The sequence below is a fragment of the Synechococcus sp. WH 5701 genome (assembly GCF_000153045.1).
GTDB lineage: Bacteria > Cyanobacteriota > Cyanobacteriia > PCC-6307 > Cyanobiaceae > Regnicoccus_A > Regnicoccus_A antarcticus.
Genome location: NZ_CH724159.1, coordinates 1,088,721 through 1,103,386, shown reverse-complemented (window position 1 = coordinate 1,103,386; position 14,666 = coordinate 1,088,721). Strand labels below are relative to the sequence as shown.

Annotated in this window: 13 protein-coding genes; 9 read left to right on the top strand and 4 right to left on the bottom strand. The window is 58.6% G+C overall.

Going from position 1 to position 14,666, the window contains the following annotated elements; all coding sequences use genetic code 11:
- The first annotated feature begins 60 nt into the window (after window positions 1-60).
- The 9 genes from WH5701_RS15700 (at window position 61) to WH5701_RS06530 (ending at window position 12,276) form a co-directional block, all read left to right on the top strand.
- Window positions 61-1,002, top strand: a complete 942-nt coding sequence (locus WH5701_RS15700; RefSeq protein ID WP_083781841.1) for a class I SAM-dependent methyltransferase — start codon at window positions 61-63, stop codon at window positions 1,000-1,002.
- Entirely contained in the window at window positions 999-2,951 is a 1,953-nt protein-coding gene (locus WH5701_RS06550) for a glycosyltransferase (RefSeq protein WP_006171331.1), read from the top strand. The genes WH5701_RS15700 and WH5701_RS06550 overlap by 4 nt, the downstream gene beginning before the upstream one ends.
- The gene (locus tag WH5701_RS06545) at window positions 2,948-4,291 is read left to right on the top strand and encodes a glycosyltransferase (protein ID WP_037979715.1); all 1,344 of its coding nucleotides are present in this window, start codon (window positions 2,948-2,950) and stop codon (window positions 4,289-4,291) included. Before WH5701_RS06550 ends, WH5701_RS06545 begins: the two co-directional genes overlap by 4 nt.
- Window positions 4,288-4,962: a hypothetical protein gene (locus tag WH5701_RS17615; RefSeq protein WP_156776584.1), complete on the top strand. Its 675-nt coding sequence runs from the start codon at window positions 4,288-4,290 to the stop codon at window positions 4,960-4,962. The genes WH5701_RS06545 and WH5701_RS17615 overlap by 4 nt, the downstream gene beginning before the upstream one ends.
- Window positions 4,963-5,593: 631 nt before the next feature.
- Window positions 5,594-6,628, top strand: coding sequence for an IS5 family transposase (locus WH5701_RS06540; RefSeq protein ID WP_006170455.1), 1,035 nt, complete (start codon window positions 5,594-5,596; stop codon window positions 6,626-6,628).
- 76 nt (window positions 6,629-6,704) lie between these two features.
- Complete coding sequence (locus WH5701_RS16770) at window positions 6,705-7,583, top strand: sulfotransferase domain-containing protein (protein ID WP_198005144.1); 879 nt, start codon at window positions 6,705-6,707, stop codon at window positions 7,581-7,583.
- Window positions 7,584-8,013: 430 nt separating this feature from the next.
- Complete coding sequence (locus WH5701_RS18400; protein WP_006171329.1) at window positions 8,014-8,184, top strand: integrase core domain-containing protein; 171 nt, start codon at window positions 8,014-8,016, stop codon at window positions 8,182-8,184.
- A 325-nt stretch (window positions 8,185-8,509) separates the two neighbouring features.
- On the top strand, window positions 8,510-9,094 hold the full coding sequence (locus tag WH5701_RS17610; RefSeq protein WP_198005143.1) for a hypothetical protein: 585 nt from the start codon (window positions 8,510-8,512) through the stop codon (window positions 9,092-9,094).
- A gap of 830 nt (window positions 9,095-9,924) precedes the next feature.
- Window positions 9,925-12,276 carry a tetratricopeptide repeat protein gene (locus tag WH5701_RS06530; protein ID WP_006171326.1) on the top strand — a complete coding sequence of 784 codons (2,352 nt, stop codon included), beginning with the start codon at window positions 9,925-9,927 and terminating at the stop codon, window positions 12,274-12,276.
- A 355-nt stretch (window positions 12,277-12,631) separates the two neighbouring features.
- Here the strand turns inward: WH5701_RS06530 and WH5701_RS06525 are convergent, their stop codons facing one another.
- The 4 genes from WH5701_RS06525 to WH5701_RS06510 all read right to left on the bottom strand — a co-directional run bounded on the left by WH5701_RS06525 (window position 12,632) and on the right by WH5701_RS06510 (window position 14,646).
- Window positions 12,632-12,898 (bottom strand): hypothetical protein, encoded by a 267-nt coding sequence (locus tag WH5701_RS06525; RefSeq protein WP_006171325.1) that lies wholly within the window; start codon window positions 12,896-12,898, stop codon window positions 12,632-12,634.
- A 50-nt stretch (window positions 12,899-12,948) separates the two neighbouring features.
- Window positions 12,949-13,368, bottom strand: coding sequence for a type II toxin-antitoxin system VapC family toxin (locus WH5701_RS06520; RefSeq protein WP_006171324.1), 420 nt, complete (start codon window positions 13,366-13,368; stop codon window positions 12,949-12,951).
- Window positions 13,359-13,619, bottom strand: coding sequence for a type II toxin-antitoxin system Phd/YefM family antitoxin (locus WH5701_RS06515; protein WP_006171322.1), 261 nt, complete (start codon window positions 13,617-13,619; stop codon window positions 13,359-13,361). Before WH5701_RS06515 ends, WH5701_RS06520 begins: the two co-directional genes overlap by 10 nt.
- 142 nt (window positions 13,620-13,761) lie before the next feature.
- Window positions 13,762-14,646, bottom strand: a complete 885-nt coding sequence (locus tag WH5701_RS06510; RefSeq protein ID WP_006171320.1) for an N-acetylmuramoyl-L-alanine amidase — start codon at window positions 14,644-14,646, stop codon at window positions 13,762-13,764.
- Window positions 14,647-14,666: the final 20 nt, after the last annotated feature.

Sequence of the window (14,666 nt, the reverse complement as noted above, 5' to 3'; positions counted from 1 at the left end):
GAATTCCACTGCGATGGAAAGCTTGAGGCAATTGTCAAACCCGTCAATTGTTTTGGAACCATGTTCGCGATTGCCGATTCAGATCCTTGCAGTAAGGTCACAGACACGCCAGAAAGCTCTGCCTTGATTGCGGTATCGACCAAGAATGTGATGCCATCCCCGGGATGCCTGGCCCTGCATCATCACCATCAGGTGTACACAGCATTTCAGGATTTTCAGGCAGATCTTCCTACTCTGTTTGCTCAGGCGCTCTATCTCGAAGAGGCTGAACGTGCCATTCGGACTCTGGGCATTCTGGAACCTCTCACGGGCAGGCACCTACCTCCGGAAGAACTGCTGATCAATGGTTCGAACTATCGAGAAAGCATTGTTGGCAGGGGGTGCCTGAGCCGCCATCGAGCTCTGATCATGGTGTTGCAGCAGGTTTATGGCAACCAGGAGGCTCTTGGCCACCAAGCGATCTATCTTTCGGAAGCCCTCACAGGTTTTTCGAGGATTTTGCAGGAATGGTCTCCTCAAGTGATTTTAAGTGAGTATCTGGAAGGGGTCGAGGATTCGGCCCATGATGGAATTCGGCATGAAGACCTTTGCCGGCTGAACTTTGATGACCGATCGTTCAATCTGGTGATCACCAACGATGTGTTCGAGCATGTGCGATCCCTTCCGATGGCCCTGAGTGAGATTCATCGGGTGTTGTCGTCGGGGGGGCGGTTGATCTGCACCTTCCCCTTTGCCTACGGCCAGACCGAAACGATCCGGAAGGCGATCCACCATCCTGAGGATGGCCACGTGGAGCTGCTCACCGATGTGGAGCTGCACGGCGACCCGGTGCGTCCAACCGTTGGGTCGATGGTGTATCAGATCCCTGGCTGGGATGTGCTTGACCTCGCCCGATCAGCCGGGTTTGGCCGATGTGTCATCCATTACATCTCCGCCTGGAAGCATGGTGTGCTCGGTGGTGAAATCCCGGGTGTGTTCGTGATGGAGGCCCAGCGGCTATGAGCACAGCGGAAGTCTGCGCGCTTCAGCGCCAGTTGCTTGAGCATCCGGCGAATCCAACTGCCTGGGAGCAGCTGGAACGGGCACTGGCCGTCGCCAGCCCACGCGGGTCTCACCCCATCCACGTGGAGGCAAGCTTCAAGCCAGCTGTGGAGACTCTTCCGCGGGGAGTGTTCGAGCAGCCGGCCCCGCGGCAGCTGACGGCGGAGGCAATTCTCCGCCGGGCTAAGGAGCAAGTGGATGAGGGCCAGATGGAGGCGGCGATTGGCACGGTGGAGCGCTGGCTGGAGGCCGTGGGGGAGGAGCAGGAAACCCCGATGCTGGCCTTCATCCGCGCCCATGCCTACCGGCTCACAGATCGGGCGGACACTGCCATGGAGGTGCTGGAACGGTTCGGCAGCAGCGAAGAGAACGCCTGGATTCCGTTTGAGCTGGGCCTGATCCTCAAGGCCTTGGACCGGCCGGAGGAGGCCTATCTCTGCTTCCGCCGCGCCAAGGGGATCCAGCCGGATTTCACTTGGGCGGCGATCGAGGCGGCCAACACCACGGCGGAAGCCGATGTGCCCCTCGGGCGCCTGGATGGAATCACCAGCGCCGGTGCGGAAACGGGCGACGTGCTCAACGTGCACATCGATCGGATGCTGCGCTGCGGCCCCCTGCTGCTGCTGATCGGTTGGAGTTCGCTGCCGTTCGAGAACGGGAGCCTGTTCAGCCTGGCTGATCCACTGGCCCCTGGAAAACGGGCGGTGGGCGGAAGCACATTCTATGTGCGTCCGGACGTGTGCCAGGCGTTGGGACGACCTGACCATGAAAGCCTGGGCTTCGCCGCATTGCTCGATGTCTCCAGCTTCCATCGCTGGTCGGAACTGGGGCAACTGCGGCTCGTGGTGCAGGCGGAGGGAGCTGAAGACACCCGCGCCACATCCGCCGAGATCTGCCTGGCGGACATCGCGGAGGAAACCGATCTCTCCAAGGTGTTCGAGGCTGTTTTGGGCGTGTTTCATGTGTCGATCGACAGCTGCAACCGCTGGCATGAAGCCCTTCGGCTGTTCCTCCCCTCCACGATCCTGAAACTCTCGGCGCTGTTCGAGCGCCATGTGAGCGAAGAAGCCGGGAATGTGGAGGTGCACTGGCTGTCGCCGCCGCTGCAAACGGGGCTGCCGGTGGCCTCGGTGATCTTCGTGCAATTGGGCAGCTTCATCAGTGCTAAGCCGGCGATCCTGCAGCTGGCTAAAACCAACCTGCCCCTTGAGATCATCGTGGTGAACAACTCACCCGAGCTGTTCTCCGAAACGTTTCACCTGCTTGATCGTTTCTCAGGGATTCGGCCTGATTTCAGGATCGGCATTCTCAACCGGGCCAGTAATTTGGGATTCTCGGCAGGGTGCAACCTTGGTGCCCGCCATGCCTCAGGGGAGTGCCTGGTTTTCCACAACAATGATCTGTTCGCCGATTCGGTGGTGGATTACAAGCTGCTGATCCAGCATGCCTTGAACGAGCCGAATGTGATTCACAGCACCTTTCAGTATTTCACCGATGGCACGCTGATGCAGGAAGGGCTCACGGCCACCAGGCTCACCACAGCCCGCACCCAGCCGTTCCAGCTCTACAACGGCTATTCGATCGGGCGTAATCAAACGCGGGGGAAGGTGTTGGCCTGTTCGGGATCGTTGATGGCCATGAGCCAGCCGCTGTTTGCCCATCTGGGGGGCTTCAGTGAAGAGATTGTGTATGCCCACTTCGAGGATTTCGATCTGTGCCTCAGGGCACAACAGGAGGGGATCGGCATCAAGGTATGGAACGATATCACCTTCTTCCATGCCGAGGGCACCGGATCGGTGGCGCCCTATCACCTGAGCGGCACCACGAGCCACATCAACCGCATGCTGTTTTCGCTCCGCTGGGGAAAGGTGCTGGACGCCATGGACCTGTCGGTGGAGTACTCCCTGTGAACAACGGACGCGCGATGACCACAGACAGCTATGACCTGGTGATCCTGAGCCTGTTCCATCCCAAGGTGGTGAGCGGAGGGGCGCAGCAGTGTGCCTACGATCTCTTCCTTAATCTGAAGAAGTACAGCGATCTTCGCGTGTGCTTCATCGGCGCCACCTCTCCGGAAACGAGCCTGAATACCAAAGCTTCCGCCTTCATCCGCAAGGTGCCTGGCGCTGAAGACGAGTTCTATTTCTTCACCGGCTCCTACGATTACTTTTGGCATAACTGCGTGGACTCACGGGGGATCAAGGACCTCACCCTCTTCATCCAGAACCTCCAGCCTCGCTCGGTGTTCCTGTCCCATTACATGCACATCGGCATGGATCTGATCGCCCTGTTGCGTTTCGCGCTGCCGGAGGTGTTCATCGCGGTGGGGTTGCACGAAATGCTGTTTGCCTGCCTGGCCGATGGCCAGATGGTGAAGAAAACCAATGGAGGCCTCTGTAGCAGCGCCGAACCGGAGTTGTGCGCCATGTGTTTCCCTCACCTCTCTGCAGACACATTCATGGCCCGCAAAAAACACAACCTGGAGCTGATGGACATGGCCGACAGCTTCATCGTGCCAGCCCGGCATCTGGGCTCCGTGTTGCAAAAAGAAATGGGGATCGACGGCCAAAGGATCCATGTAATCAACCACCCGATCGATTTGGAGCGCTATCCGGCAGAACCACCCACCCCAATGCCATTCTCCGTAGGGGAACAGGAGAAGATGCATACCCCCATGCGTTTCGGTTACTTCGGCCAGTTTCTGGACAACAAGGGGATCCACATCCTGCTGAAGGCGGGCGAGCTGCTGAACCGCAGCAAGCCGGAGCGTCCTTTCCAGATTGTGATCAACGGGGGCAACAAAAATTTCGCCTCCGGCCCGTTCCAGGAGATGGTGCAGGAACTGATCGACAACAGCCGCCAGTGGGAGCATGGGGAGGTGATCGAGCTGGGCGGCTACAGCCACGACGAGATCGTGCGACGCATGGTCGGTGTGGATGTGGTGGTTGTGCCCTCCACCTGGCCGGAAGTGTTCGGGCTGGTGGTGACCGAAGCCTTTGCCTGTTACAAGCCGGTGATCGCAGCCTTGATCGGTGGGCTGGCGGAGCGGGTGCAGCATGGCGTGGATGGATACAACTTCATCGCCCGTGACCCTTCCGATCTGACTGCGAAGATGGCCTTGTTTCTGGAGATGGGGCAGGGGCGTTACAACCAGATGGCAGAGGCCGCCCATGCAACGGCCGAAGGGCTCAATCCAAAACGGGCCCTGGCGGAATACGGAGTGGCTTTAGCGCTAGGAGGTCAGGCATGATCCACCTCACAGTGGCCGCACCGCTGGGACTCGATTCGGTATTCTTTAGTTTTATTGAGCGGATGGCAATACAGAATGGACATATTTGTGTGGATCCTCCAGCTGAGCTAATGGACGAGGCGGAACCGGAGAGTTGGATTGAGGAGATGAGTAACAGCAGCCAACATCACTTCGTTATCGGCTACCGCTATCCACCTGTCTATTGGAAATACTTGGCGATAAAATCAAGCACAGTATGCCTACTGGCAGATCCCGATGGAATTGCTCGACAAGTGTCACGGATCCATGAAGACAGATTAGATTCCGGATGTCCAGATGACATTCGTAGCACCGTTCATTCGGTTCGTGACGCATTAGATGCCACAATTGGCCTAGCAGAATGGATTCTTGCAGACGGAGTATCCAGAAAGCGTGTTATTCTGCCTGCAGTCTCCATTCTTCTACAACCAAAAGATGCATTTACCCGACTTGAGACGTTTTACCGCTACGCCGGAGTCATGATAACGTATTCGTGCAGCGAAGGTTTCAGCGAAGAGGCACTTCCTTTGATATATCAACTCTCTTCTATAGGCGAAGAGGTGACGAGAGAAGTCCATAGAATGCTCACATTGGATGACGTCACTCCGCAAAGGCTGAATGCCGTAATAGCGGTTATTGGGGAAACTGGATGACCAAGACCATCCAGTTAAGTCACACTACAGCTGCTTCATAGTTCATCTAATCAATAATCGCTCAGAGTAAGTCTCGAATCTAACTGCTTATGAATGCGTGATCTACCTCGCCTAGGCCACCAAGATCTTTATAATGAAGCCACCTTTTTATGATTTTCATGCTCAATTATTTCTAATAGGCAAATCTGTATTAGAAGCTATTCTAATGTTCTGAGAAGTCATGTTTTTGAAATCAGCTTCTGTACTTCCCGTCCATCATTATCTATCCACCACATGCTTGTCTCCAAGGCAAATGCAAGCAATAACAAGCTGCTAGAAATAGTAGCTGCTTCATCATTGCTACTTGGCTTTCTTGAAACTTCCAGAATAGTCGGCCTAAATGTGCTAAATTCAAAGTTGCGAATCCACTGCCAAGCTAAATGCCCTATTGATTCACTTTAATAAAAGTGAACATATCCTGGCCATTCAAGATAATGAGTCAACTGCAGTTCAAACTCATTCCTAGCCCATCAAGTCTCTGAGATGCACCATGCTAATTCCAAGTGGTCTAAAGGGCACCTCGAAAAATCTACGTCGCTCCCTGACAGCCTATGAAATATGCAATAGAATTGGTTCAGTTCAACACAGCTGAATGGGACAGCGTGGATTCTGGGATGAGGAGAAGCGCATCCACAGGCTTCAGCAGAAGAAGCCCACGTTAGCGACCCTGTCCGAGACGATTCCCTGGGATGCCTTCAGGCCACTGCTGGAGCAGGGTTACAGCCATGAACGCAAGAGCAATGCTGGCCGTAAGCGGATTGATCCGATCATCCTCTTCAAGATGCTGGTGCTGCAGCAGCTGTTCAACCTCAGTGATGAGGAGCTGGAATTTCAGGTCAACGACAGACGCTCATTCGAGGAGTTTGTCGGACTGGGAGTGATGAACACCATTCCCGATGCCACCACTATTGCCTTCTTCCGCGAGCGGCTCCGCAAGGCGGGTGTTGTCGATGAGCTTTTTGAACGTTTTGAGGAGCACCTGCGGACCCATGGGCTGGAGGCCCGTGGTGGGCAGATCATCGATGCAACACTTGTCCCAGTTCCCAAACAGCGAAACTCAAGGGAGGAGAACAAGACCATCAAGGATGGAGCCATTCCAGAGAAGTGGTTGGACAAGCCAAACCGCTTGCGCCAGAAGGACACTGACGCTCGCTGGGTCAAGAAGAATGGCGTCAACCACTACGGCTACAAGAACAGCATCTGCATTGATGCCACTCACGGCTTCATTCGCAGATTTGCCATTACCCCAGCTAATATTCACGACAGCCAGATGCTTACGCAGGTGCTAGACCCTGAAAATAGGGATGACTTTGTCTGGGCTGATTCTGGCTATGCAGGTGCTCAGTTTGAGGATCTCCTGGACCTGGGTGGTTTTGAGAGCCGAATTCATGAAAAGGGCTCACGCTGCCATCCCTTGAGCGAGGAGGCCAAGGAACGGAACAAGGTCCGATCAACTGTACGGGCCAGGGTTGAGCATGTCTTTGGTGCAATCACAACCTGCATGCGCGGCAAGCTGACAAGGCGGATTGGACTGGCCAGAACGAAAGCTTGGTGGGGACTGCGTAATCTGACTTACAACTTTCTTCGATACCTGCATTGCAACTCAAAGGCAATGCTGGCTGTCTGATCATTCGGCAACGGGATAATTATCCCGCATTTAAGTCATGAATGTCAGTCATCAGGCGGATCTGCACGTGCAGAGGATGAGCATTTTGCTTCTCAAGGCAGCCTGGGTAGTGGCAATATTTCGAGGTGCCCTAAAGATTGTCCCTCTGGTTTCCTATGGACGGAGTGGTTCTACGGTTTTCATGAAAGCACTGAAAGCACTAGGTTGCATGGTTCATAATGGCCCTCCGTATGAAGATAGAACATGTCAAATGGCATTCCTTAGCCATCTTGCAAGTCTTGGTGGATTGAATTCGATAGTCAACTCAAATGTCAACATTCAAGATGTTATTGCCAAAGTTCCATTCTTCAATTCACACTTAATTGCCTCTGGCCAGCAGCAGCTAACGGATTTATTCCCACATTTTCTTGAATACACTAAGCAGCTTTGTATGCAAGGCGAGAGTTCGCTTGCTGAAAAATTTATTGGAATAGATTTACTTCAAAGTATTTCAGGTTTTATCCCTAGGAATCAGCTACGTCCAATTCTGCTTCTGCGAGATCCAAGAGACGTATTTCTTTCGGTGAAGCAGTTTAACCATAAGCGAGGCTTTAGAACATTTAATGATACTGGAGATGATGAGATGCTATATCGCATTATCTGCGCATTTTCAAGGCAGCTGCAGGAAGTTTCCTCCCAGTTAAACTCTTGCCTTGTTCACTACGAAGATTTAGTTGAAAACCCGAGTGGTGTCATCTTATCACTTTGCACTTTCTTGGAATTAGAGCTTTCAGATTCATTGATAAACAATACTTTAACTGCCATTCAGCCAAGGTCTGTTAGTGATAAGCAGCACATGACTAGTGGGAGCCTGTCATCCACCGTAAAGAAATGGGAGGCTCAATTGACGCCAGAATTCAGTAGGATATTTGAATTGCATCACGACAAGCTTGCTGGCCTTCAACGCTATGAATAAACGTATCGAAGCCTGGACATCAGGGCAATTCAAAGGCTTAACCCGTGCTTGATTCTGGCTTTCTCGTCGCCATCGCCAGTATCGTCGTGATGTCGCGAGTTACGGCCTGCATGCCAGCTCGGATCGGCTGAAATCCAGCCAGCCTCAGCAGGTTCAAAGCCGCTGTCCGTAATGCCGCCATCGCGTCCGCGCCATTCCCGCGATACAGATGTACGCCGCCGTTCACAGCCGTGATCACTGACCTGACTGTCAACTTAGCAGCGTCCCAGCAAGTGGTGTAACTCGGGGTTCTCTGAGCAGTGGATCACCTGCCGCCGGGTTCTCTCGGATAACGGCCTCCTACCGCTCCGGTGACTGGCGAAAGGCCTGTCGGGCATTTGATCTCAAACCCATTCGCACCAAGCCCTACACACTGCAGATCAACGGAAAAGTGGAACGGTTCATCAAGACTCTCCTGGCGGAATGGGCCTACGTCATCGCCTACCAGACATCGGCTGAACTCCACCACTGGCTACCCCGCTATCTGGGGATCTATAATGGCCACAAGTGCCACATGGCTCTCGGTGTACTACGCCTCAGCAGTCCCTCCAGCGGCTGCTGATCGCTGATTGACTTGGTAAGAAAACACAGCTAGAAATCATCTTGATGAGGCACTAGTCTATGTTAAGATCCTTAATGATGTCAGATCGTGGTTCATCAATTGCTTTCTGGGAAGAGCAATGTCGTTGTTAGGCCAAATCGAGGAATGATTGGGTGGGCTTCCCACGTTTACAGCAATATGGTTTGCCGCCAAAGGCCAAAAAACCTGAAGGCAAGCTTTGACGATCTTTTTATCCGCAGAATCGGACCGACGCGGCTGCTGCGATCAGGAAGGGGCCCTTCGGTCATGCTTGATCCAAGCCAATGCTCCACTTTTCGCCCATTCGTTGGTCGTCGCCCTAAGGCACAATTCTGAGGCCTCTCAGATTCATGTTCTCAAGCTGGCAGGCGACGCCGTTGCAGAACCGATTGAGGCAGAAATTCGCGTCGAAGGACCTGCCTTTTCAATCTGCAATGAAGGTGCTGGCACCTGGGGGCATTTTATAGGTCACAATCTTCCGCGTGCCATGCTGTTTCTTCAACACGTTCCGCATGGTCGCATCATCGTTCCTGAGGCCTATCTTACAAAAAACAAAACATTTTTAGAATTGCTCTTCCGAGCCGGAATTGCATTATCCCAGATCGTTCCTGCTCCACATCGCTGTATCTTGCATCTAGACGCCGATGGAGCCACGCGATTTGTCACCCAGGTCACGCTCTGCGCACGTGAGCTTGGCGTGGCGATCGCGCAGACCTCGTTTGACACCGGAGAATCCCAAGAGCGCGCAGCGCAGAAAGCTTTGCTGAGCACGCTGGAGCTCGAGGGCGTGCTGATCCAGGCGGTAGGCCCAGCCTTCTCCGAAGGAGTTGCGCTGCACACCTCGCCAGCGTTTTTCAGCTCGCCGCCGAGCAGGGCGCCGACTTGCTCCTGACGGTCAAAAACAACCAGCGCCGGCTGTATCAGCAGATCGTCTCCCAGTTCCGCGGCCACCGGCACTTTCCTGTAGTGATATGCGATGTCGAGGCCAGCCATGGCCGCCGGGTGCGCTGGACTCTCCGAGCCCGCAACGCCATTGAGGCCATTCGTGAGCGCTGGGTGGGCGCCAGCTGGATCATCGAGCTGGTGAGCACCGGCCGGCGCGATGGCAAGCCTTTTCACCACGTCCACTACTACGGCCTCCGGCCGACTGCGTCTACATCACCACCCGGCGCACCAGCCCAAAAGTATTGCTGCGCCTGGTGCGGCAACGCTGGGCGATCGATTTCCTGGCGGAGAGGGACGCGAGGTCGGCGAGCACGGACAGGCACGGGCAGTTGCCGACCAGCAGCGCGCTGGAGCGAAGGATCTCGGCATGCAGTCAATAAGCCGAGAAGGACATGCCCATCGAGCTGTCGTCCTGCAGTCGGGCATGAATCTGCGGTTTATCAGACAGCCACATCATCCCCACCGATACGATCCACACTCCCCTGTGAGGCCATTCGTTCGGACTCGGTTCCGATGCTTCCGGATGATGCCACGCTGATCGGCGCACCAGAACCCGGTCACCCTGAGAGAGGATTGAGAGCCTCATCTCCTCAATCGGTTGGCTGAAATCGCGACTGGTTGAAATTGCCGATCATAGGCGACATCAACGCCATCAAATCTCTTCACCCTATTGGTTTGTCTCCGGAGACCCTTCCGTTCCTGTTCGCTTGCCCTAATCTATTTGCGCGCTTCAATACCCTTGCCATTGCCCTCTCCAGCGTCCAGACGCTGAGCGCATTGTTCGCTCACGCGGCCTCCGCCCGCGCCGCCGGACAGCTCAGTGAAGCAATCGATACCTACCGCACCGTGTTGGCGTTAGCGCCTGATCACCTGGGTGCCCGCTCTGCCATCGCCCTGCTGGAGCGGCGCCGGGTGTCGAAGCCCATCGATCTGAGTTCTCTGATCCAGATCGCTGAAGAGGCTTACTCTCAGGGCGACATCCGCACCGCACTGGCCAGCTTCGAGCGCGCCCTGGAGCAGTCCCCCGGCCAGCGCGACCTCAGAGCCGCCACCGCCCGCTGTCACCGGGAACTCCGCCAGCACAAGAAAGCCGAAGCCATCCTGGCGGCCTTGCTCGAGGAGGAACCCACCCACTTCTCCTCCCTGCTGGGCATGGCGGAACTGGAAGACCATCGCCAACAGCCCGCCGCCGCGATTCGCTGGTACCGCCTTGCCCTCGATCAGCGGCCCGACCACCAGGCCCTGCGCGCCACCCTGGCCCTCTGCCTGCTCCGCTCAGGCGAGTGGGCCGCTGCCCAGGAGCTGCTGGAGCACGCCCTGCGCGACAGTCCGCACGAGCCCACCCTGCTTGTGGCCCGTCGGGATCTCCATGCCGCTTCCGGCGAACTGGAGCAGGCCCTGGCCCTTTCCCAGCAGCTGCTCGCGGTGGACCCCGCCACCCCCTGGCATCACCTCAGTCATGTGCATCTGCTGCGTCAGTTACAGCGCTTCGAGGAGGCTCTGATCGCTCTGGAGGCCTTCGATCCTGGAGACGATGCTGCCCTTCAGGCTCAGGGTTTCCATGCCAGGGGTTTGCTGCTGCGGGAGTGGGGCCGGCTGCCCGAAGGCCTCAACGCCCTGCGCAGCGCCGTGGAGGTTGATCCCACCTGCCCCGATTACCCCGCGGCGCTCGCCAGCCTGCTGGCGGAAATCGGCGCCTTCGATGAGGGGCTTTCCATGCTCCATGAGTGCGAACGCAGCATTGGAGCTGCGCAGGGTCTGGGCCACCAGCCCTGGCTGCAGTTCGCCAAGGTGACCTTCTACCGCGGCGCGGGCGATCTCGAGGCGGCTCTGGCCATCAGCGATGGGCTGGCAGCCGATGACCGCGTAGGTTTCCACGCCCGGGTGCAGCGGGCCCAGCTGCTGATGCAGCTCGGCGATCCCCGCGCCGAGCAGGCCGTGGGGGCGATCGATCCGGAGGGACCCGAGCAGGAGCGTGTGCAGTCCTTCTGCCGCGCCGAGTGGCTGCGGAACGTCTACCGCTTCGATCAGGCCGCAGCCGAACTGGCACCGTTGCTGGAGGCCGAGCCGATCGACTTTGCCGCCGCCGAGCTGGCCTGCCTGCTCCACACCATGCTGATGGACCTCGATCAGGCCCTGGCTCTCTTTGCCCGCATCCGCAACGCCAAGGCGGCCAGCGGCAACCCCCGCCTGGTGGAAACGGCCCGCCATGGCCTTCATCGCTGTCTGATCGAGGAGTTCAACACCAACCTGGCCGTGACCTCCACGATCCGGGGCCTCTGGAGCCAGCCGCCCGCCCAGCGCCTGGCGCCCCTGGCGGCCTTGGTGGCCAGCGAACCCGGCTCCAGTGCCGCCGCCATCTCTCTCCTGATCGCCGCCCGCCATGCCGGCGGGCTCGACGCCTGGGAGGGCTCAATGGTGGAGATCCCTGCCAGCACGGCCCCCGTGGAGGGTCCGATCCCGCGCGTCGTCGTCCAGTTCTGGAACAGCTCGCCGCCACCGGATGGGGTGCGCGCGCTGATGCAGAGCTGGCCCCAGACCAATCCTGCTTTCACGCATCGGGTGTTCGGCACCGAGACGGCCGCCGCCTACCTCGCCACCCATGGCTCCCGCGATGTGCAGGACGCCTTCGCTGCCGCCCTCAGCCCCGTGCTCCAGGCGGATCTGTTCCGCCTCGCCTACCTGGTCCATCACGGCGGCATCTACGCCGATGCCGACGACCGCTGCCGCAAATCCCTGGTTCCTCTCCTGGGCGAGGGCATCGATCTGGTGCTTCAGCAGGAGGACATCGGCTCGATCGGAAACAACTTCATCGCCTCAGCCCCTGGCCACCCCCTGATCGAGCGGGCCCTGGCCATGGCCTGCAAGAACGTGCTCGAGGCCCAGGGTGACACGTCCTGGTTCCTCACCGGACCCGGTGTGATGAGCCTCAGTTTCGTGGAGCTCTACGGCGAAGCCCTGGCCAACCCCGCGGCCCCACCGCCCCCGGGATTGCGTCTGCTGACCCAGCACCAACTCAGCCGCCGCATCAGCTTCCACCTCCAGACCCCAGTGAAGGTGAGCGAAGGCAGTTGGAGTGCGCCAAGGGGTCAGGCCGGTCACCAGCGGCTGATGCGGCGGCGGCGATGAGGATCTGCCCCACACTCTCATCAGTGACACCCTCACGTGGACCCCAGAAACTGAACCAGTACATATGAGAGCTTCCCTACCGGCCAGACTTGGTCAGGAGAAGCTCCTCAATCAGGGCCAGACCGGCGCTGACGTCTGCCGGACCCTGGAGGTCTCCGCACCCGTTTAACACCGTTGGCAGCAGCTGTATGGAGGGATGAAGGCGACAGAGACATGCACGGACTGCGTGGCTGCCCAACCGCCGCGCCAGGCAACGGCTGTAGGAGTCTCAACGTCTTGAGCACAGCCCAGGCTTCCGGTTTGTCCAGTGACAGCAGATTGGCCTGAAATTCGGGATTGTTCAGATCAAGCTGAATCACCGTTTGCCCAGGTGGCGCTCCAAGGCCTCGAGATCCGCCGCCACGGGGGAGGCTGTGATCGCCTTCAGGGCGCGATCGAGGCGTGCAGAAGCCGCCGGCTGATGCAGCCAGAGTTCGGAATCCGGGATGGTCTGGGCGGTCTTGATCACCCACACCCCTGGCTCGCTGCTGTCGATCAGAACGGTGCGCCCGGCAAACTCCTTGCCCAGGGAGATCTGCCCGCTTGCTCCCACTTTCTTGGCGACCGGTCGAGGGGTGTTCATGCGTGCACTGGTTTCATGCGCTCAGTTTATGGGCGAGGTGGTTTGTCGCCTCAGATGCCAGCCTCCCGGCTCCATGGGTCCAGGGTCTGAACCCCAGTGGGCGTGAAGTGGCGCAGGTTGCGCGTCACGACCGTGAGGCCGCGCTCCAGCGCCGTGGCAGCAATCAGCAGATCGGCTCCGTCATGGCCGAGCTCGGCCGAGAGTTGTCCCCAGCGACGCGCCACCCCCACATCCACCGGCAGCAGCCGATCGCCATAGAGCCGCAGCAGCTGATCCAGCCATCCGGCCAACTGCTGCGCAAATCTGGAATCGGTCGTGCGCTTGCGGGCAATGCCGCGTTCGATTTCGCCGATGCTCACCACACTCAGAAAACAATCCTCCTGCCGCTGGCTGCCGATCCAGGCCACCACGCCTGGATCTCTTTGGCGCCTGCGCAGCTCGGAGAGCACCACGGTGTCAATCAGGAACACGGGAAATCCCGCGCCGCCAGGGGCAGACGCTCAAAGGTCTCGTCGTCCTGCGGCATCTGCAGGAGCAGCTCCGCCAGTGATGGGGCGTTGGCCTGGTCGAGGCGCCGCAGCCGCTCGTACTCCTCGGCCGAGAGCACCACACTCACCCACGTGCCGCGCCGCGTCACCTTCTGCGGTTCCCCCCGGGCGGCCGCATCCACCACTGCACTGAAGCGATTCTTGGCGTCCTGCAGCGTCCACACGGCGTCCATGACAAGGCTAGCTGATCTGGCTAGCTTAGTAACCTCTGCTGCAGGCCCGGCCGTGAGTGTCACGGATCGCATCCTCTCGGCGCTCACCACCGTCAGTGAGGGTCTCGCTCAGGACGGGCAGGATAAAGGGCGCAGGCCAGCCTCACCCGCCCCGCCGTTCCCACAGCATGAACGGCTCGTAGCTCACGCTGATCCCGAATTCCTCGGCGAATTCCAGCACCCGGCACCAGGCCCGGTTCTCACGCACGATGCCCCGCAGGATCAGCGGCGCATCCCCCCGCTGCAGGCCCATCTCGAACAGCGGCCAGCCCACCGAGGGCTGCACCTGATCGTCCTGAAACGTGGGCGCCACATCGAGGCTGCCGATCAGGATGCGCCGGCGGCTCGCCTCCCATTCGTAGGGGATCTCGTAGAGCTCCAGCAGCTCGGCCGCCAGGGCCCAGGAGGTGCCGTTGGCATCAATCTCCACCACCAGCTCCCGGCCGCAGGCCTTCATGGTGCTGGCGCGGCGGAACTCCAGCCGGCTTGAGGCGGTCGCCTCCGGTTCGCTCAGATAGCGGCGGATGCGCTGGCGCAGTTCATCGCCGCCGGTGGGTGGACCGTTCCTGCTGAGCTGCAGGAAATCCCAGCGCTCGCCGCTGCCGCCCCAGATCACCGGGCCGTAGTTGTCGTGCATCCAGTGGCCATCACGGTTGGAGGCGGCCTCGGCGTGGGTCATCACCGTCTGAAGCGAGATGTCGCCCGCACTCCAGCCCCAGCTGGCGGCGATCCGCGCTGCCTCCTGGCACATCGCCTCCAGCTGCGCCTCGGTGGGTGGAATCGTCCAGGGGTCGGGCTGGCCGCCCATGCAGGCGCAGGAGAGGGCCACGGAATTGCTGTTGCGCCGGTAGGTGTGGGCCGGCAGATCCACGCTGTAGGCGTGCAGGCGGTTGAGGCGGCCGTCGCCGCTGATGATCGTGTGGTAGTGCCCGGAGCGCACCCAGGTGTAGGGCGTGGCGGCCCAGTGCAGGTAGATCGTGGCGGGCATGGTGAGGGGGCAGGCGGCCG